Origin of the sequence: Maribacter sp. HTCC2170, assembly GCF_000153165.2 — a bacterium.
Classification (GTDB): Bacteria; Bacteroidota; Bacteroidia; order Flavobacteriales; family Flavobacteriaceae; genus Maribacter_A.
Genome location: NC_014472.1, coordinates 1,045,639 through 1,062,922, shown reverse-complemented (window position 1 = coordinate 1,062,922; position 17,284 = coordinate 1,045,639). Strand labels below are relative to the sequence as shown.

Genomic DNA, 17,284 nt, shown 5'->3' with positions numbered 1-17,284 from the left:
ATCGACCATATTATGTTGTTCCTACTCCCTAAAAAATCGTAATTTCCCCAATAGAAATGGGGTTCATGCGAAAGTTTATTGCCATATTGGTTTTGTGTTCATGCTTTTCCTGTGATTTGTTTGAATCCAAGGAGAAAAAGACCCAAAAATTGGTCAATCAAGAGATGCTTTCTATTGACTGGAATGATGTTGATAATTATCCTCTATTTGATACCTGTGACGAATCGACCACTAAAACAAGTCAAAGGGTTTGTTTTGAGACCGAATTACTCAAGTATTTTTCAGCCACATTAAGTGAATTTGAGTTTGTAATAGATCCAGATATTGACAACACAGTATTTGTTGATTTTCTAATTGATCAAGAAGGAAGAATTTCGGTTACAAATATTGAAAAGGATAAGGCCATTAATAAGGAAATGCCCGAATTCGATGGCATAATATCACAGAGCATAAAAAATTTACCACCTTTGGCTCCGGCTTTGAAAAGAGGGATTCCGGTCAATGCTAAATTTAGAATTCCAATAGTACTTAATTCAAAATAGAAGAAACTTGTCCAACGAGAAAATAATATTGGGAATTGATCCGGGAACTACCATCATGGGTTTTGGTATCATTAAAGTGGTGAATAAGCAGATGAAATTTGTTCAGATGAACGAACTTTTACTTCAAAAATATAAAGACCCCTATACCAAACTGAAACTTATTTTTGAACGTACCATTGAATTGATCGATACGTATCACCCAGATGAAATAGCCATTGAAGCACCCTTTTTCGGTAAAAATGTACAGTCAATGTTAAAATTGGGAAGAGCCCAAGGTGTTGCCATGGCGGCCGGACTCTCTCGGGAAATACCAATAACTGAATATCTTCCTAAAAAAATTAAAATGGCGATTACAGGTAATGGAAACGCCAGCAAGGAGCAAGTGGCAAAAATGCTGCAAAGCACACTTGGTTTAAAATCTTTGCCCAAAAACCTTGATAGTACAGATGGTTTAGCTGCTGCGGTATGTCATTTTTATAATCAGGGAAGAGTGGAAGTTGGTAAGAACTATTCTGGTTGGGATGCTTTTGTAAAACAGAACCAAGCAAGAGTTAAGAAGTAAATTAGTTCTTCATCTTTATAATTGAACTCATGTCCGGAATTTATATTCACATTCCATTTTGCAAGCAAGCATGTCACTACTGTGATTTTCATTTTTCGACCAGTTTGAAGAAGAAAGCACAGATGGTCGCTGCGTTGAAAAAAGAACTGATGCTGCGACAGGAAAAGTTAGCGGGTGAAATCATAGAGACTATTTATTTTGGGGGTGGAACCCCATCTGTTTTAGATATAAATGAAATAAATGATTTGATTAAAACAGTGTATTCAAATTATGAAGTTGTTGAAAATCCAGAAATAACCTTAGAGGCCAATCCAGACGATTTGTCAATGAACAAAATCATTGAATTGTCCCAAAGCCCCATTAACCGATTGAGTATAGGCATTCAATCTTTTTTTGAAGAGGATTTGCTACTAATGAACCGTGCCCATAATGCTAAAGAAGCAGAGGAGTGCATAACGGAAGCCACTAAGTATTTTGATAATATTTCCATAGATCTTATTTATGGAATTCCTAATATGACCAATGAAAGGTGGTTGCAAAATATTGAAAAAGCCCTGTCATATAATATTCCCCATATATCAAGCTATGCACTGACAGTTGAACCTAAAACCGCGTTGGCCAATTTTATACAAAAGGGGAAAATGTCACCATTGGATGAAGAACTTGCCCAAGAACATTTTCAGATGCTTTACGAGGTTTTGACCATTAATGGCTATGATTGCTATGAAATTTCCAATTTTGGAAAGCCAGGGTATTATTCGAAAAACAATACAGCATATTGGCTTGGTAAAACATATTTGGGGATTGGCCCTTCTGCTCATTCTTATGATGGAAGAAGAAGAAGCTGGAATGTAAGTAACAATCCTAAGTACCTGAAATCTATTGAGTCTGGACAGTTGCCTTCAGAAGTTGAAGAGCTTTCCCTGAATGACAAATACAATGAATATATAATGACAGGTTTGCGTACCAGTTGGGGTGTTTCACTTCAGCGAATCAGTCAGGAATTTGGTAAAGAGCGTTTAAATTATCTAACGAGGCAATCAGAGCAATATTTGGATCAGCAATTGTTAGTACTCAAAGAAGATCAATTAATAGCAACAAAAAAAGGAAAGTTTTTAGTTGATGGGATTGCTTCAGATCTTTTTGTGGTAAATTTAGATTAAAATAAAGCTGTTTTCCCTAAGGAAGAAAGAATTCATAATTTTTTAGTTTTTGCCTGTTCGAGCCCAGTTGAGAACTAATAACGCTTTAAACAAAACGTCTCGACTGCGCTCGACGAGACAATTTTTATGAAAGCTACGATTAAAGTAAACAACCGAAACCATACTATAGATTTGTCAAGGGCATTGGATATTTCAATACCAATGAAAGGCGGAGAATCTGATGTTAATGCTTGGTATATTGATCATTCGAAAATTGAGCCCCATACCGAGGGTGAATTTGTTGGAGCTGTTTCAAAAGGTGCAGTTGTCAATTTCAATGATATTTGGTTCAATCCTCATTCCCATGGTACTCATACCGAATGCGTAGGCCATATAACAGAAGAGTTCCATTCTGTGAACAAGAACTTAAAAAACTATTTCTTTTTGGCTGAGGTGATTACAATTGCCCCGGAGAAATTTCATGATGATTTCGTAATATCAAAGAAACAGTTGCAGTATGCCTTCGGTAATAAAAAGCGAGATGCAGTAATCATTAGGACACTGCCCAATCTTAGGGATAAAACGTCAAAACAATACTCAAATACAAATCCGCCGTATTTATTGGAAGAGGCTGCACAGTTTTTAGTCAATAAGGGTGTTGAACATTTGTTAGTTGATTTGCCTTCAGTTGATAGGGAGAAAGATAATGGTGAACTTTTGGCACATAGGGCATTTTGGAATGTTGGTGGGAAAATGCGTAAAAATGCCACGATCACTGAATTCATATACGTATCGAACAAAATAGATGATGGCACCTATTTTTTGAATTTGCAGATGGCCCCATTTGAAAATGATGCATCGCCCAGTAGGCCTGTTCTATACGAAATTGAAAAATAATGAAGTTATTGATAAAGTTGGAGGAGGTAATGATGTTGGTTCTTGGAATCTTCATGTTTGGTCTATTGGGATATCAATGGTGGTGGTTTTTAGTGCTAATACTGGCCCCTGATATAGGTATGGTCGGTTATCTGTTCGGAAATAAAGTTGGTGCTATATCCTATAATTTATTTCATCATAAAGGGTTGGCCATTCTCATTTATTTTATTGGAATGTATTTTTCCATGCCGATATGCCAATTAGCTGGAATTATATTATTTTCACATGCTTCATTGGACAGGGCTCTTGGTTATGGTTTAAAATTTGAAAAGGGTTTCAAATTCACCCACTTGGGCGAAATAGGAAAAAAGCATGGATAGTATTGTTGAGATTTTTTTGGGATTGGTTCTTGGTGCCATACTTATGTATTGGCTTTTTTCCTTATTCGGTAAAAAGAAAAGTAAGGAACTTACAGAGCATCAATCAACAGTGCTTTTAGAAAAAATAAAAAGTGTCTGTAAATTGATTTCTGTCGAAGGGGATTTTGCTGAAATTTATAAATATGAGAACACCAAAGAACATTTTATGAGTTTGGTGAGCAGTAAAAAGAAAGCGCTGATTGTTATCAATGCAAAGGCTCAAATAGGGTATGATCTTCAAAAAATATTCATGCACGCAGACAACGAAAAAAAGAAGATTATTCTATCTAATTTCCCTGAACCAGAAGTAATATCCATTGAGCCAGAATTGGAGTTCTATGATATTCAGAACGGGTTATTCAATACGTTTACACCCAATGACCTTACCTCTTTGAATAAAGAGGCGAAGAAGCATATCTTGGAAAAAATTCCTGAAAGCGGATTAATGGATACAGCAAGGCGAGAGGCTTTGGAAGCGGTTTTACTTATTGAGAAAATCGTTGAGACCATTGGATGGAGATTGGATTATTCGGCCTTGGAAATAGACGAAAAACAAAAGAAACTATTGGATTTATGAAAAAGATATTTTGCGCAGTATTAATTTTAACTTTTACCATTGCCGGTTACGGCCAAACAGAAAATACCATGAAAGAATTTGATGCCAATTTTGCACATACCGTTTATTTTTGGTTGGAAAATCCAGATAAGAAGGAGGACCGTGTAGCCTTCGAAACTTCCCTCAAGAAGTTTTTAAACAATTCGGGTTACGCAAAAACAAAGTTTATCGGATATCCTCCGAAAGCTAGTAGAGATGTTGTTGATGGATCCTTCACCTATTCATTGATTGTTACTTTCGAATCGGCTGAGGCTCAAAAGAATTATCAAGATGAGGCACCTCATAAATTGTTTATTGAGGAATCTAGCCATTTATGGACAAAGGTTATTGTTTATGATTCAACAACAATCTAAATTCTAGACCATGCATATTGAGGAATTCAGGGATTATTGTATATCTAAAAAAGGAATAACTGAGGAGTTTCCTTTTGATGAGCATACCTTGGTCTTTAAAGTTATGGGTAAAATGTTCGCGTTGGTTGGCTTGGAACGCCTTCCTGCACAGGTCAATTTAAAATGTGACCCGGAAAGGGCGATTACATTAAGAGAGGAATATGATGGAGAAATAATACCAGGGTATCATATGAGCAAAGTCCACTGGAATACCATTATGCTGGGTAATCTTCCGCCAAAACTGATTATAGAACTTGTTGATCATTCCTACGACTTGGTTGTGTCTAAATTCACTAAAAAACTAAGGTCAGAGTTTGACGCTCTGGATTAAACTATGCGAGACAAACTGGAATACATAATAAATGATTTAACGGAGAGTTTTGATGGTAAACCGTGGTATGGCGATTCAGTTATGAAAAAACTGAGAACCGTAAACTGGAAATCTGTAAATGAAAAGGTTTATGGTAACAAGACCACTGCGGTTCTTTTACAACACATTATTAATTGGAGGATTTTTGTAATCAAGAAGTTACAGGGCGATGAAGTTTATGATATAATTATTGATGAACTCAATGACTGGACACCTCGTATTATTAATAACGAAAGAGAGTGGGAACAAATGTTGCAGGAAATTAGTAACACTCAAAGCAAAATTTTGGAGCAGTTAGGTAGTTTTGACGACGATTTGCTTGATAAATTGGTGCCAGGGAAGAAGTACACTTTTGGCCCAATTTTACGAAGCGTTTCCCAACATGATATTTACCATCTTGGACAGATCGCTATGCTAAACACCAACGCTAAAACTTAGGGTGGTTTAGTTATCTTTATAGGTTTTAAAACCAATTCCCGAATGCAGGATTTTAAAAGTTTCTATACCAAGCAAATCACGGCTTATAAAAGCGATTTGTCTAAAATCAAAAAGCAGCTCTATGCGTCAAGTATGCTTAGGCTTCTTGCTTTTTGTTTCACAATCCTTGGGGTGTATTTTGCTTTTGGAAATACAAGGATTGTTTGGGCAATTATTGTCGTGGCCATTGTGCTTTTTGTGTTTTTGGTCTCAAGACATTCAGATTTACAGTATAAAAGAGACCGGTTAAAAGCACTCTTAAAAATTAATCAGACTGAGATTGATGTAATTGACCGAAAATTTCATCATTTATCTAATGGAGAGGAATACAAAAATCCCAATCATTTTTATTGTCAAGATATAGATTTGTTTGGTCGGGGCTCATTCTACCAGTATGCAAATAGGACAGCTTTAAAACAGGGGAGTGAGGTATTTTCATTGGTATTACTTGAGAATTCTATTGAGAATATTCTGGGAAAGCAAGAAGCAATCCAAGAGTTGGGAAAGATGCCCAAATGGCGACAGGAATTTTCGGCAGTTGCCTCCTTGACCAAGACAGAGACATCCACGAAATCAATAACGAAATGGTTAGGTGCCTATACGCCATTTATCCCAGGTTCAATGAAGTATGTGCCAGCTGTTTTTTCGGTTGCTTCATTGGCAGTCATTACACTTTATTTTCTCAATTTATTGCCAGAATTAGCACTGATTTTATGGCTTGTCATAGGATTGGGAATTGTAGGGATTTTCACAAAGAAAATCACAAAGTTGGCCTCGGATACGTCTAAAATCCAGAGCACTTTTGAGCAGTACAATAAGCTATTGACCATTCTTGAAGAAACAGAATTCAAGTCTCAAATTTTAAGAAAAAAGAGAGAACGGGTCATTACTAATGATCAGAAAACATCAAAAGTCCTTAAAGAGTTTTCAGGACTCTTAAGCAGCCTTGATCAAAACAATAATGTCATTTATCTCGTTTTTGGCAACGGCTTTTTTCTCAGAAGTCTTTACACTTGTTTTCAAATAGAGAAATGGATAAAAGCACATTCGAGTGCAGTTGAAGAATGGTTTAATGTAATAGCATTTTTTGATGCGTATAATAGCTTAGGAAATTTTGCCTTCAACCATCCTAAATATTCATTTCCTGAAATATCGGACAACAATATCACATTAAAATCTTCTGATGCTGGGCATCCACTATTAGATCCAAAGAAAAGTGTTGTGAATGATTTTGAAATAGATGCTGAACAATTTTTGATTATTACGGGAGCCAACATGGCGGGTAAAAGCACGTTTTTACGAACGGTGTCATTGCAAATTGTAATGGCAAATGTGGGATTGCCGGTATGCGCATCCAAAGCAGAATATGCTCCCATAAAATTAATTACAAGTATGCGAACTGCTGATTCTTTGACTGACGATGAGTCGTATTTCTTTTCGGAGTTAAAGCGCTTGAAATTCATCGTAGATGAAATTCAAAAAGACCGCTATTTCATTGTTTTGGATGAAATCCTAAAGGGCACTAATAGTACTGATAAAGCCAAAGGTTCGAGAAAGTTCGTAGAAAAATTAGTTGTCTCAAAATCTACGGGAATCATTGCAACGCATGACCTTAGTTTATGTGAAGCGGCCGATGAGTTACCTCAAGTGAAGAACTACTTTTTTGATGCTGAGATTATAGATGATGAGCTGCATTTTGATTATAAATTCAAAAAAGGAATCTGTCAAAATATGAATGCCTCTTTCTTATTGAAAAAAATGGATATAGTCTAGCTCTCAAATTCAACTAACAATGAAAAACAATTTTATTTTTTGGTCTGCAAGTGTTGGGGTCTTCTTATTCATAATTGCCGCAATTATAGGAGGTTTGCAAATTGAAGGTTATAGCCATATAAGCCAGTATATAAGTGAAAGTTATGCAAACGGTTTGCCTGATAGTCAATATTTGCGATATGCGTTTATTTTAAGCGGAATTTGTTTTGCCATCTTTGGGTTTTTGATGCCTTTTGTTTTGCCCAAGTCAAGGCCAATAAAAGTTCTTTTTTTACTGTTTGCCATTTTTTATGGATTGGGCACAATAGTCACTGGAGTTTTTCCTTGTGATATTGGTTGTGTAATGGATCCGAATACATTCAGTCTTTCACAATTCATTCATAATCTAACTGGTTTTTTAACTTACTTGATCGTCCCTTTCAGTGTAATTCTACTTGGGGTTTATTGTAGAAAACAGCAGGATACCAAAAAATTTGCTAGAACATCATTTGTTTCCGGAACAATAGCTTTGGTTTTTGTACTGGTATTGTTCTCAAATCCTGAAAGCAAGTTCATTGGACTGTTTCAAAGAATTATAGAAGCCAGCATTCTTTTTTGGATTATGACAGTAGCTTTTTACGTAAAAAAAGGAAGTTCAAGATAGTTTTAGCTCATAACTTAACGGTACTCTTTAAGCATATTAATACTATGTTTCTTATAAGTGTAAACATGTTTTGCATTGTTTTGTTGGAAATTATTCATCTATAGGAATGTTCCATTCGTCTACACTTTTTTTTAATTCATCTAACCTTATCCTTAAATTGACTAGGAATTTGTAATATTTGAAGTTAACCAGATACTCACTCCTATGAACATTCTATTTATTGAAGATGATAATATTGAAACGATGAAGCTTCAAAGAACGGTTTCAAAATTGCAATTAAAACATAATATAATTGAAGCAAAAAATGGCGAGGAGGCCTTGGGGATTTTGAAATCAGATGCCGAATTGCCTGACTTTATTTTGTTGGATTTGAATATGCCAAGAATGAGTGGTATAGAATTTCTTCGAATTCTTAAGGAAGATGACAGGCTAAAATACCTTCCAACCATTATCCTAACTACATCGGAAAACAGAACCGATTTATTGGAATGCTATAGAATCGGGATAGCAGGTTATGTCATCAAGCCACTTAAATATGAAGATTATGAGTCCAAATTACAAAAGGTCTTAGCCTATTGGGACATCAACGAACTGGTGAAAGCCTAACAAAAAAGTGCATTTCACAACAAACTTTGCAAGTTGCGTATTACTTTTCTTACTTTTAATTCATAATCTTATAACATATGAAAGGAATTGTATTTACGGAGTTCTTGGAGATGGTTGAGACCAAGTTTGGTTTGGAGACCGTCGATAACATCATAGAAAAAGGAAATTTACAATCTAATGGTATTTATACATCTGTGGGAACGTACGATTTCAATGAAATGGTTAGTTTAATTACTGGGCTTAGTGGAGAGGTGAATATACCAGTTGATGATTTAATCTACACCTTCGGACTTTATCTTTTTACTAGTTTAGGAAAGGCTCATCCTGAGGTAATAAAGAGCTATGATTCACCTTTAGACCTTTTGTATTCTATTGAAGATCATATTCATGTGCATGTAAAAAAGCTATATCCAGATGCTGAATTACCCACTTTCAAAATTTTGGATAAGACCAATACTTCAATCTCAATGATCTATTCATCTTCTCGGGGATTATATAGATTGGCCCATGGGTTAATGGAGAAAGCCTTTGAGCATTTTAATGGGAGTGCCAATATTACCTATGAATTGATTAAGGAAGACGGTACAGAAGTTAAATTTGATATCACCCAGAATGGATAGCAAGGAAGTCATACTTCTTAAAAAGGCACTAGACAGACAAAAGAAGGCGCGAATACAGGCAGAGAAGATTTTGGAAAATAAATCCAAGGAGCTTTATGATGTTACGCATCACCTTAAATTAACCAATAGTAAATTGGAGAACCTGTTGAGCGAGAAAACTTCGGAGCTGGATGGGGTTTTTATAAATATTATAGATCCGTATGTTGTAATGGATCTAAAGTTCAACGTAATTAATATGAACATTTCGGCCAAAGATTTTTTGGGCTATGATCATACGAAAGAACATATAAACTTGGCCAATTTGGTGCACAAGGATTACTTACAATATACGACCACCTCCTTTAAATCATTGTTGGAGGTTGGTATTCTAAAGAATTACAAGGCCAAAATTATAGTTAAGGACGGTTCCGAAAAATATGTGCAGATAAATAGTAGTTTAATATATAATAAAGAACGAAAGCCAATTGCTGCGCAGGGAATCATAAGAGACGTAACCCATGAAATGGAGATTAACCATTTACTTGCCGAACAAAAAAGACAGCTCAATATAATTATTGAAAACTCGCCATTGAGTGTTGTGCTAACCGTAGACGGCAAAGTAATAAAAGCCAATAAAACCTTTACAGATCTTTTAGGATATTCTGAGGCTGAACTTAAAAATATAAGTGTAAAGGACATTTCTACTCCTGAGGAGAATGAGAAATCCATTAGGTTGATGGAGTTGATGAATTCGGGTGAACTTGACAATTTCTCAATTATAAAGGGTTACGTACGAAAAGACGGTACCCGATTGCTTGCAAAAACTTCGGTGAATGCCGTTAAAGATGACGATGGGGAAGTAGAATATCAAGTGGCAATGATAGAGGATATTACCGAGCAACGAAACCTAGAGCTGCAGAAAGAACGTTTGATGAAAGAGTTAGAGGCCAGTAATCAAGGTTTACAGGAATATGCGCATATTGTTTCCCATGATTTAAAGTCACCTTTAAGAAGTATAAGTGCTTTGGCGACCTGGTTGTCTGAAGATTATGAAGAAGTGTTGGATGAAAATGGAGTCTTCAATCTACAGCAGATTCAGGAGAAAATAGCAGGAATGGATAAACTTATTGATGGAATATTAAAATACTCCAGCATAGATCAGGATAGCTTGGAAAATATACCTGTTGATATTAACACGGTCATTAATGAAATACGGGAAATTATTTTTATACCGGAAAATGTTGATGTAGTAATTATGAACACCTTGCCAGTTATCAATGCCGATAAAACAAAAATTCATCAATTATTTCAAAATCTAATGGCAAACGCGGTGGTCAATATCGAAAGAGAAGATGGACTCGTGCAGATAAGTTCCAAAGAATACGATGACCATTGGCAGTTTAGCATAAAGGACAACGGGGTAGGTATACCAAAAGAGTATCATGAAAAGATTTTCAAAATATTTCAATCAATTGGTAGTGGTGGACGTTCGACGGGTATTGGCCTTTCCATCGTAAAAAAAATCATTGACTTATATGAAGGCCGAATTTGGCTGGAAAGTAGTGTAGGAGAAGGAACCACATTTTATTTTACCATAAAAAAATAGAATGAAAGAACAACCGAACTTAAATTACATAAAAGAACTGGCTGGCGATGATATCGACTTTGAGAATAGGTTCATTGCCATTGTTAAGGAAGAATTTCCTGTTGAAAAAGATACATATGTAGGTTATATTGAGCAAGAGCTACCTAGGGCGGCCTCTGAAATTGTACATAAGCTAAAACACAAATTCAATATATTGAGTATGGAAGGTGCCTATAAGTTTGCCGTCACCTATGAAGAGCGATTGCGTGAGGGAAACACTGAAATGGATATGGACTTCAGAAAGATACTGGAAACAATAGAAACCTACCTAAAAACCATTTAACATGAACTGTATTATCGTAGATGACGAAACTGCCGCTAGGGCTATCGTAAAGCAATTATGTTCCAAAGTTCCGGAGTTGGATGTTATCGAAGAATTCGATAATGCCATTGATGCCATGAAATTTCTAAATCAACATATAATAGATATTGTTTTTCTTGATATTCACATGCCAGGTTTTAGTGGAGTGGATTTTGTGCAGACGCTAAAAGAATCCCCGAGAATAGTATTGACCACTTCCGATACAAATTTTGCCATTGAAGCCTATCAATATGAGTCTATTGTTGATTATTTGGTGAAACCCATAACCTTGGAACGTTTTGAAATTTCGATGCAAAAAATAAGAAAAGCCATGGCAAAGAGGACGCAGACTTTGGAGACAGCGGGTGGCTCTTCAACCGGTGAAGATCTTTACATTAACATAGACAGACGCCTGATAAAGCTTAAATTCAATGAAATACTATGTATTGAGGCAAAGGGTGATTATATAGATATCAAGACAGAAAAAGAACTGTACCACGTTCACACTACCCTAAAGAAAATCAAGGAGAAATTACCAGACAAAACTTTCCTGCAGATTCACCGTTCATACATCATCAATTTTACAAAAATTATTGATATTGAGGATAATAGTGTGTTGATTGAGAAAAATGTAATCCCCATTAGCCGCTCCAATAGACCAGAACTTATGCGAAGATTGAATCTTTTGTAATCTGTTTCCGCGATACAAATAAACTGCCGGTCTACAGGAAAGAACCATCTGCCCAAACAAAAGCTTTGATACCCTAAAGAATATATACTTTTGAGCTAAAACTCGAACGGGTAAAAAAGAATTTGAGAATATGCAAGGCACAGTTATTCCATTAAACTTTTGGAACAATACCAATGATTTTCTTGAGAATGCGATTGGCTTCAGCACTTATTATGAGAATGAATTAGCGTGTACAGCTTACGCATCGTGCATATTGGATCAATTTTTGGAACTTGGTATGGAAACCGTACCAAAGTTTCGCGGAAAAGGACTTGCAAGGTATACTTGTAGTAAACTTATTGACTACTGTTTAGAGAATAGCTATGAGCCCATTTGGGCTTGTCGATTGGAAAATATAGGTTCGTATAAATTGGCTCAAAAACTAGGATTTGAAGATGTTCTTCAAATTCCATATTACCGATTGTGTAACTAAAAAAACTGCGTACAACAATACCTATAAGTAATCCGGACTAAAGATTTAAAACGGGTAGGTTTGCGTATTTTTTAAATACTCAAAATAGATTATTACGCGATTGCAGGGGAGATTTAAAGATATAATTAAGCTTAGTCAAAATCATTTTTTTCCAAGTTTTGAATCGAACAATGGTTTCTTGGTCAGCAACCATCTTAATTTTATTCCAAGTTCGGTAAACTCGAATCCTGCGGCAGTGGCTGAAGCAATATTACTATACTTCCCATAAATACTTCCGCTTAATCGCTTCAGAAATTGATGTTGTAAACTTGCTTCCCCTCTAAAAATTGTGGTTTGAGGACCTTGTTCTACTTGCTGAAGGCCCGTTGCTACACTGGTGATGAAATTTGTTTTTTCTGTAAAATTCCCGCGTATGTCCATAAAAACTTCAACCACTTTATAGTGTTCCGGACTAAAGTAAATGGTAGGCAACTGTTCTTTAAAGCTTATGTATTGAAAATTGATACCCGCTTTTAATGCTGGTTTCGGCAGTAGGTTATAGTATAAAGAAGTAAATAGAAGATTTCGTGTATTAGAATCAGTCTGTTGGGTGTGCATCAATTGCGTGTACCAACCCAAATTAATATTTGTGCCCAAGTTGTAATCCAGACTATAATGATTCATAACAATTTCACGTTCGATTAAATCGGCATTAAAGTTTTGTACTTCGCGCTGATAGCCAAAGTTCAAATCTTGAAGCTTAAAAGGCTTCATTTGTAACTTGACATCAAGTACCGGTTGGGTATAGGCTTCCATCATAAATCTGGAGTTGTTGAATCCTAATACCGTCTTTAGGTTGGTTTTTGGAAATAATTTGTATTCCAACCCAGCCAAAAATACATGTGAATTTGCTTTGTTCTTGGTAATGGTGTTTTCTGTGGTACGGTACAAATATGAAAATGAGGTCTTAAATTTTGTGGAAAAAGGGATTGTTGTACGTGTATTGGTATAAAAGGCAACGTTGTTACCATTGTCAAAAGTATAAGCTACTTGTTCTTCAATTGATGGTGTGTGTTGTGTATTTAACTTTTCAATAAATCCCAAGACATCTTTTTGGTTCTTATAGATTTTCAATGTTTCGAATGCTGCGGTATATGCATCATCTATTTGGTCCGCAGCGAATAGTGCATTGGCCATGCCTAGGTTACCATCAAATGAAGTACGGTCTTGGATTAAAATAGCGTCATAATTTTTGATGCTCATTTTTGCATCTCCAGTGTACAATCCTAAAGTGGCCTTTAGGGCAAGTATCCATTTACGATTAGAGTTCGTTTTCTCCAAACTGTCGATCTGTTGCTTTGCAATCTTGAACTTTCGGTTCCAAATTAGGGCCTGGACATAGCGATCATAGGCGCGTTCGGTGAGTTCGGTGTTCTTAAACTGTATGACTTGGTTTTTTGCAATTGTTGCTACTTCGAGTGCTTTTTTGTCCTTTTCATCAATATGTTCAGCTAAAGAAATTCCAATAAGCGCTGTTATAGAGTCTTTTGGGCTAGTTGCATATCTTGAGTAGGTTGTTTTGGCACTATCTACTTCTTTGGTGATCAAGTATAAATTGGCTAGATTCAACAAGGCGTCTTTATCCTCTGGGAAATCTAAAAATATTTCTTCCAAAAATTGTTTCCCTTGACCATACAATTGTTGATTTACATATTGGTTGGCATACCCCAATCTCATATATTTCCTGGAGACCTTGGCGCTTTTGCTTTCTGGTTGTATTTCCAATGCTTTTTGAACCCATTTTAGTGCTTCCTTATATTCCATAAGGTTGCTCAAAGTATTGGCATAGCCTAAAACTGCTCCAAAATTCTTGGGGTATTTAGTCACTAAATCCGCATATAGTGGTTTTGCGGTTTCATATTCTTTATTCCATAGGAAAGACTCGTTATAATTGATCTGTATTTCAAAATCATTGGGATACACTTTCAATAGCTCGGCAAAAAGAGTGGTCGCCTTTTTGGGTTTTCCGTTCAATCCCACGGCTCTCCCATAGCAGATTTGAGCGGTCTTGTTCTTGGGGTCATTGCCCAAATAGGATTCAAAAAATAGTTCAGCATCTGCGAATTGTCCGGATTCCAAAAGTTGAAACCCTTTTTCCATAGGGTTTTGGGCCCAAGTGGCGAAGAAGCAAAGAAAAAATAACAATAAGTAGTAAAAACGGTTAGGTGTCATTATTTAGTAAGATTAATACTACAAATACATAACGATGTTATCATGTATTTATTAGTATGGTTAAGCTTAAGTAAAGGTAAAGCAGGTCTTTCTGTCTCGGAAGTGCGATTAACGCCATTCGTCTACAGTAAACTTCCATCCACCTGAAAACACAATTTTAAAATGCAGGTTTGAAGGATATTTGAAGTGTAAATAGAATAAACCTTAACCTAAAATATTTTTAACCATGACTACTTTTAGAATAACATTAAAGAGAATTTCTCCGGAACAGCTGTTTATGGGTAGTGTGCTTCTGGTAAATGCGGGCAACTACCTGTACAACTTGATTTTAGGAAGATTGTTAGGGCCTGAAGCTTTTGCAGATGCTGCGCTGTTGGTAACCTTGTTGTTGGTTTTATCTTTTTTGGGAATGACATTTCAGTTGGCCACAGCAAAATTCGCTGTGCTCTTTTCAGAGGGACAATGGGAAGCTTTCCAAAGTTTAATGTACCGTTATGCCGGTTTATTCGGTTTTTTGGTCGGTATTATACTCATATACTTTTCTTCAAGTCTTCAAGAAATATTCAATACAGAATCCCCATGGATGTTCATTGCTTTTGGGGCAGCCATTCCCCTTTACTTTTTTATGTCTGTCAACCGAGGTAAATATCAAGGAAGGCTGGAATTTGCAAAACTATCAACCACCTATCAAACAGAAATGTGGAGTAGGCTGTTGATTACTTTTGGGTTGCTTTTGTTCGTACCTATGGAACCAGCCTTTTTGGTTGCATTGGGTATAGCATTGTCGTTTGTTTTTGGTCTGATTCCATCCAATTTTCAAGGCGTCTCAATCTTTAAACCTAAGATGCTGAACATAAAGAATAAGAGAAGTGTTTCCAATTTCATTGTATTGACCGCTTCTTATGAATTGACACAAATTATTATCAACAATAGCGATGTACTTTTGGTGAAACATTATTTTGACTCTTTGGATGCTGGGCTTTATGCCTCATTGGCCTTGATTGGTCGTGTGGTATACTTTATAGCTTGGATGTTTGTTATGTTGCTGTTGCCCATAGTTGTACAAAAACAGAAAGATGGTGAAGCTACTTCACCAATACTTTTTAAGTATGTGGGATATATTGGTTTATTGTCCCTTATGATTGTAACCTCATGCTATTTATTTCCGGAGTTGATCATAAAGCTAATGTTTGGAGAGGCATACATTGCAATGGCCCATTTGCTATGGCAATACGCTTTGGCGACATCTCTTTTTGCAATTTCAAATATCTTTGCCTACTACTTTTTGTCCTTGGACCATTATTTACCAGTGGTATTGTCAGGAACTCTTGGGCTGTTGCAAGTCGCATTAATTGTGTTTTTTCATGGTAGTTTGGCAATGGTAGTGCAAGTACAGATAATAACCATGATCGCTTTGTTAATTGCTCAACTACTTTATTTCGCCCAAAAACAGATGAAATAACGACTGGATATACTCTTATTCACTTATTCAAGAACCCCAAAGATCTGACCTAGGATTTTCGGGGTTTTTGCTTTGTCGAAATACTTTTTCCATTCGTCTACACTAATGCTCCATCCAACATAGATCATAGATAAAATAGGGTTTTTCAAAGGATATTTGTATCAGAATATTAACCTATAACAGTTTAAAACTTAACCTTATGAGATTAGCAATTGTAACGGCATACCCGCCCAGTAAAGTAACCTTGACCGAGTACGGATATCACTTGGTGAAGCATTTTAGACTTCAGGAAGAAGTAACTGAAATTATTTTGATAACCGATAGGACCAAAGAGGAAAAAGACCTTTCATTTGAAGAGGAAGGATGTAAAATAACTGTAAAGGAATGTTGGAGTTTCAATGATTACACCAATATTTTTAAAATCAATGGTGTTATTTCTGAAACCAAACCTGATGCAGTACTGTTCAATTTACAGTTCTTAAAGTTTGGGGACAAAAAGATACCCGCTGCTTTAGGACTGGTACTTCCTCTAATATGCAAATTCAGAGGTATTCCAACGATATCCTTATTACATAATATCCTGGAACAGGTAGACTTGGAAAATGCCGGAATTACCAAAAACAAAATATTGCAACGGGCATACAACTTAATAGGGTCGACCCTAACACGATTTGTTCTAGCCTCGGACGTATTGGCAGTGACCATAAGTAAATACAGAACTATTCTTGAAAAGAAATATAAAGCCCGAAATGTTGCTTTGGTACCCCATGGCTCGTTTGAAATTCCATCAGAACCGGATTATTGTTTACAGGAAGGCCCAAAACAGGTTATGGCTTTTGGGAAGTTCGGAACCTATAAAAAAGTGGAGATATTAATTGAGGCTGTAGAATTGATTCGCAAACGAACAAAAGAAGACATTGAAATTGTGATTGCAGGGACAGATAGCCCTAATACACCAGGTTATTTAGACGGAGTTAAGGAAAAATACGACCACGTGGAGAGGTTACGTTTTACTGGCTATGTGGCTGAAGATGACGTGCCGGTAATCTTTGGAGAGAGTGCTGTGGTCGTTTTTCCTTATACATCAACTACAGGAAGTTCTGGAGTATTGCACCAGGCTGGTAGTTATGGTAAGGCGGTTGCCCTGCCAGATTTGGGTGACCTAAGTATATTGGTAAAAGAAGAAGGTTACAAGGGAGAGTTTTTTAATCCTGAAAGTGCAGCTTCTTTGGCAGATGCCATAGAGCGTATTTTAACCCAGGATGCGTATAGAATTGATTTGGGAAAGGCGAATTACAAAGCGGCTTGTTCGCTTCCAATGTCTAGTATAACCCAAATGTACATTGATTTTTTCAAGGCGATTCAACAATCAAAATCAACTGGCTTTACTTTGGATATCCCCGAATTGGAAAAAGAGATGCTACAATAAATTTTAGGTTAGGTTAGGTAGAGAGGGGAGCAGATTGGTTAACTGTTCCCTTTTCT

At 36.2% G+C, this 17,284-nt stretch carries 20 protein-coding genes; 19 read left to right on the top strand and 1 reads right to left on the bottom strand.

The window, feature by feature from the left end:
- Positions 1–65 precede the first annotated feature (65 nt).
- The 17 genes from FB2170_RS04840 (at position 66) to FB2170_RS04760 (ending at position 12,126) form a co-directional block, all read left to right on the top strand.
- Complete coding sequence (locus FB2170_RS04840; RefSeq protein ID WP_041633046.1) at positions 66–542, top strand: hypothetical protein; 477 nt, start codon at positions 66–68, stop codon at positions 540–542.
- Between the two features lie 7 nt (positions 543–549).
- The gene (gene ruvC, locus FB2170_RS04835; RefSeq protein WP_013305401.1) at positions 550–1,104 is read left to right on the top strand and encodes a crossover junction endodeoxyribonuclease RuvC; all 555 of its coding nucleotides are present in this window, start codon (positions 550–552) and stop codon (positions 1,102–1,104) included.
- A 29-nt stretch (positions 1,105–1,133) separates the two neighbouring features.
- Positions 1,134–2,267 carry a radical SAM family heme chaperone HemW gene (gene hemW / locus FB2170_RS04830; RefSeq protein WP_041632681.1) on the top strand — a complete coding sequence of 378 codons (1,134 nt, stop codon included), beginning with the start codon at positions 1,134–1,136 and terminating at the stop codon, positions 2,265–2,267.
- 126 nt (positions 2,268–2,393) lie between these two features.
- A complete protein-coding gene (locus FB2170_RS04825) occupies positions 2,394–3,143 on the top strand; it encodes a cyclase family protein (protein WP_013305399.1) in 750 nt (249 codons plus the stop codon).
- Positions 3,143–3,502: a DUF4260 domain-containing protein gene (locus FB2170_RS04820; protein ID WP_013305397.1), complete on the top strand. Its 360-nt coding sequence runs from the start codon at positions 3,143–3,145 to the stop codon at positions 3,500–3,502. The genes FB2170_RS04825 and FB2170_RS04820 overlap by 1 nt, the downstream gene beginning before the upstream one ends.
- Positions 3,495–4,118, top strand: a complete 624-nt coding sequence (locus tag FB2170_RS04815) for a DUF4230 domain-containing protein (protein WP_013305396.1) — start codon at positions 3,495–3,497, stop codon at positions 4,116–4,118. The genes FB2170_RS04820 and FB2170_RS04815 overlap by 8 nt, the downstream gene beginning before the upstream one ends.
- Entirely contained in the window at positions 4,115–4,510 is a 396-nt protein-coding gene (locus FB2170_RS04810) for a Dabb family protein (RefSeq protein ID WP_013305395.1), read from the top strand. Before FB2170_RS04815 ends, FB2170_RS04810 begins: the two co-directional genes overlap by 4 nt.
- A gap of 10 nt (positions 4,511–4,520) precedes the next feature.
- Positions 4,521–4,880 carry an MmcQ/YjbR family DNA-binding protein gene (locus FB2170_RS04805; protein ID WP_013305394.1) on the top strand — a complete coding sequence of 120 codons (360 nt, stop codon included), beginning with the start codon at positions 4,521–4,523 and terminating at the stop codon, positions 4,878–4,880.
- 3 nt (positions 4,881–4,883) lie between these two features.
- Positions 4,884–5,357, top strand: coding sequence for a DinB family protein (locus FB2170_RS04800; protein WP_013305393.1), 474 nt, complete (start codon positions 4,884–4,886; stop codon positions 5,355–5,357).
- Positions 5,358–5,399: 42 nt separating this feature from the next.
- Positions 5,400–7,169, top strand: a complete 1,770-nt coding sequence (locus FB2170_RS04795) for a MutS-related protein (RefSeq protein WP_013305392.1) — start codon at positions 5,400–5,402, stop codon at positions 7,167–7,169.
- A 19-nt stretch (positions 7,170–7,188) separates the two neighbouring features.
- Positions 7,189–7,812: a DUF998 domain-containing protein gene (locus tag FB2170_RS04790; protein ID WP_013305391.1), complete on the top strand. Its 624-nt coding sequence runs from the start codon at positions 7,189–7,191 to the stop codon at positions 7,810–7,812.
- Between the two features lie 204 nt (positions 7,813–8,016).
- Entirely contained in the window at positions 8,017–8,418 is a 402-nt protein-coding gene (locus FB2170_RS04785) for a response regulator (RefSeq protein ID WP_013305390.1), read from the top strand.
- A 77-nt stretch (positions 8,419–8,495) separates the two neighbouring features.
- Complete coding sequence (locus FB2170_RS04780; protein ID WP_013305389.1) at positions 8,496–9,038, top strand: heme NO-binding domain-containing protein; 543 nt, start codon at positions 8,496–8,498, stop codon at positions 9,036–9,038.
- Positions 9,031–10,623 (top strand): PAS domain S-box protein, encoded by a 1,593-nt coding sequence (locus FB2170_RS04775; RefSeq protein WP_013305388.1) that lies wholly within the window; start codon positions 9,031–9,033, stop codon positions 10,621–10,623. The genes FB2170_RS04780 and FB2170_RS04775 overlap by 8 nt, the downstream gene beginning before the upstream one ends.
- Before the next feature lies 1 nt (position 10,624).
- A complete protein-coding gene (locus tag FB2170_RS04770) occupies positions 10,625–10,945 on the top strand; it encodes a hypothetical protein (protein WP_013305387.1) in 321 nt (106 codons plus the stop codon).
- A gap of 1 nt (position 10,946) precedes the next feature.
- Positions 10,947–11,654: a LytR/AlgR family response regulator transcription factor gene (locus tag FB2170_RS04765; protein WP_013305386.1), complete on the top strand. Its 708-nt coding sequence runs from the start codon at positions 10,947–10,949 to the stop codon at positions 11,652–11,654.
- 130 nt (positions 11,655–11,784) lie between these two features.
- The gene (locus tag FB2170_RS04760) at positions 11,785–12,126 is read left to right on the top strand and encodes a GNAT family N-acetyltransferase (RefSeq protein WP_013305385.1); all 342 of its coding nucleotides are present in this window, start codon (positions 11,785–11,787) and stop codon (positions 12,124–12,126) included.
- A 141-nt stretch (positions 12,127–12,267) separates the two neighbouring features.
- On the opposite strand, the gene FB2170_RS04755 is transcribed toward FB2170_RS04760, so the two are convergent.
- On the bottom strand, positions 12,268–14,265 hold the full coding sequence (locus FB2170_RS04755; RefSeq protein WP_237701158.1) for a tetratricopeptide repeat protein: 1,998 nt from the start codon (positions 14,263–14,265) through the stop codon (positions 12,268–12,270).
- 298 nt (positions 14,266–14,563) lie between these two features.
- Here FB2170_RS04755 and FB2170_RS04750 point away from each other — a divergent pair, with 298 nt between their 5' ends.
- Both FB2170_RS04750 and FB2170_RS04745 read left to right on the top strand, forming a co-directional pair.
- The gene (locus FB2170_RS04750; protein WP_041632679.1) at positions 14,564–15,799 is read left to right on the top strand and encodes a sugar isomerase; all 1,236 of its coding nucleotides are present in this window, start codon (positions 14,564–14,566) and stop codon (positions 15,797–15,799) included.
- 199 nt (positions 15,800–15,998) lie between these two features.
- Positions 15,999–17,228, top strand: a complete 1,230-nt coding sequence (locus tag FB2170_RS04745; RefSeq protein ID WP_013305381.1) for a glycosyltransferase — start codon at positions 15,999–16,001, stop codon at positions 17,226–17,228.
- The last annotated feature ends 56 nt before the right edge of the window (positions 17,229–17,284 follow it).

Coding starts and splice junctions, on each gene's coding strand:
- FB2170_RS04760 (WP_013305385.1), top strand. CDS start 11,785: ATGCAAGGCACAGTTATTCCATTAAACTTTTGGAACAATACCAATGAT.
- FB2170_RS04785 (WP_013305390.1), top strand. CDS start 8,017: ATGAACATTCTATTTATTGAAGATGATAATATTGAAACGATGAAGCTT.
- FB2170_RS04770 (WP_013305387.1), top strand. CDS start 10,625: ATGAAAGAACAACCGAACTTAAATTACATAAAAGAACTGGCTGGCGAT.
- FB2170_RS04810 (WP_013305395.1), top strand. CDS start 4,115: ATGAAAAAGATATTTTGCGCAGTATTAATTTTAACTTTTACCATTGCC.
- FB2170_RS04765 (WP_013305386.1), top strand. CDS start 10,947: ATGAACTGTATTATCGTAGATGACGAAACTGCCGCTAGGGCTATCGTA.
- FB2170_RS04750 (WP_041632679.1), top strand. CDS start 14,564: ATGACTACTTTTAGAATAACATTAAAGAGAATTTCTCCGGAACAGCTG.
- FB2170_RS04780 (WP_013305389.1), top strand. CDS start 8,496: ATGAAAGGAATTGTATTTACGGAGTTCTTGGAGATGGTTGAGACCAAG.
- FB2170_RS04805 (WP_013305394.1), top strand. CDS start 4,521: ATGCATATTGAGGAATTCAGGGATTATTGTATATCTAAAAAAGGAATA.
- FB2170_RS04790 (WP_013305391.1), top strand. CDS start 7,189: ATGAAAAACAATTTTATTTTTTGGTCTGCAAGTGTTGGGGTCTTCTTA.
- FB2170_RS04825 (WP_013305399.1), top strand. CDS start 2,394: ATGAAAGCTACGATTAAAGTAAACAACCGAAACCATACTATAGATTTG.
- FB2170_RS04755 (WP_237701158.1), bottom strand. CDS start 14,265: ATGGAAAAAGGGTTTCAACTTTTGGAATCCGGACAATTCGCAGATGCT.
- FB2170_RS04795 (WP_013305392.1), top strand. CDS start 5,400: ATGCAGGATTTTAAAAGTTTCTATACCAAGCAAATCACGGCTTATAAA.
- FB2170_RS04775 (WP_013305388.1), top strand. CDS start 9,031: ATGGATAGCAAGGAAGTCATACTTCTTAAAAAGGCACTAGACAGACAA.
- FB2170_RS04840 (WP_041633046.1), top strand. CDS start 66: ATGCGAAAGTTTATTGCCATATTGGTTTTGTGTTCATGCTTTTCCTGT.
- FB2170_RS04800 (WP_013305393.1), top strand. CDS start 4,884: ATGCGAGACAAACTGGAATACATAATAAATGATTTAACGGAGAGTTTT.
- FB2170_RS04820 (WP_013305397.1), top strand. CDS start 3,143: ATGAAGTTATTGATAAAGTTGGAGGAGGTAATGATGTTGGTTCTTGGA.
- FB2170_RS04745 (WP_013305381.1), top strand. CDS start 15,999: ATGAGATTAGCAATTGTAACGGCATACCCGCCCAGTAAAGTAACCTTG.
- FB2170_RS04815 (WP_013305396.1), top strand. CDS start 3,495: ATGGATAGTATTGTTGAGATTTTTTTGGGATTGGTTCTTGGTGCCATA.
- hemW (WP_041632681.1), top strand. CDS start 1,134: ATGTCCGGAATTTATATTCACATTCCATTTTGCAAGCAAGCATGTCAC.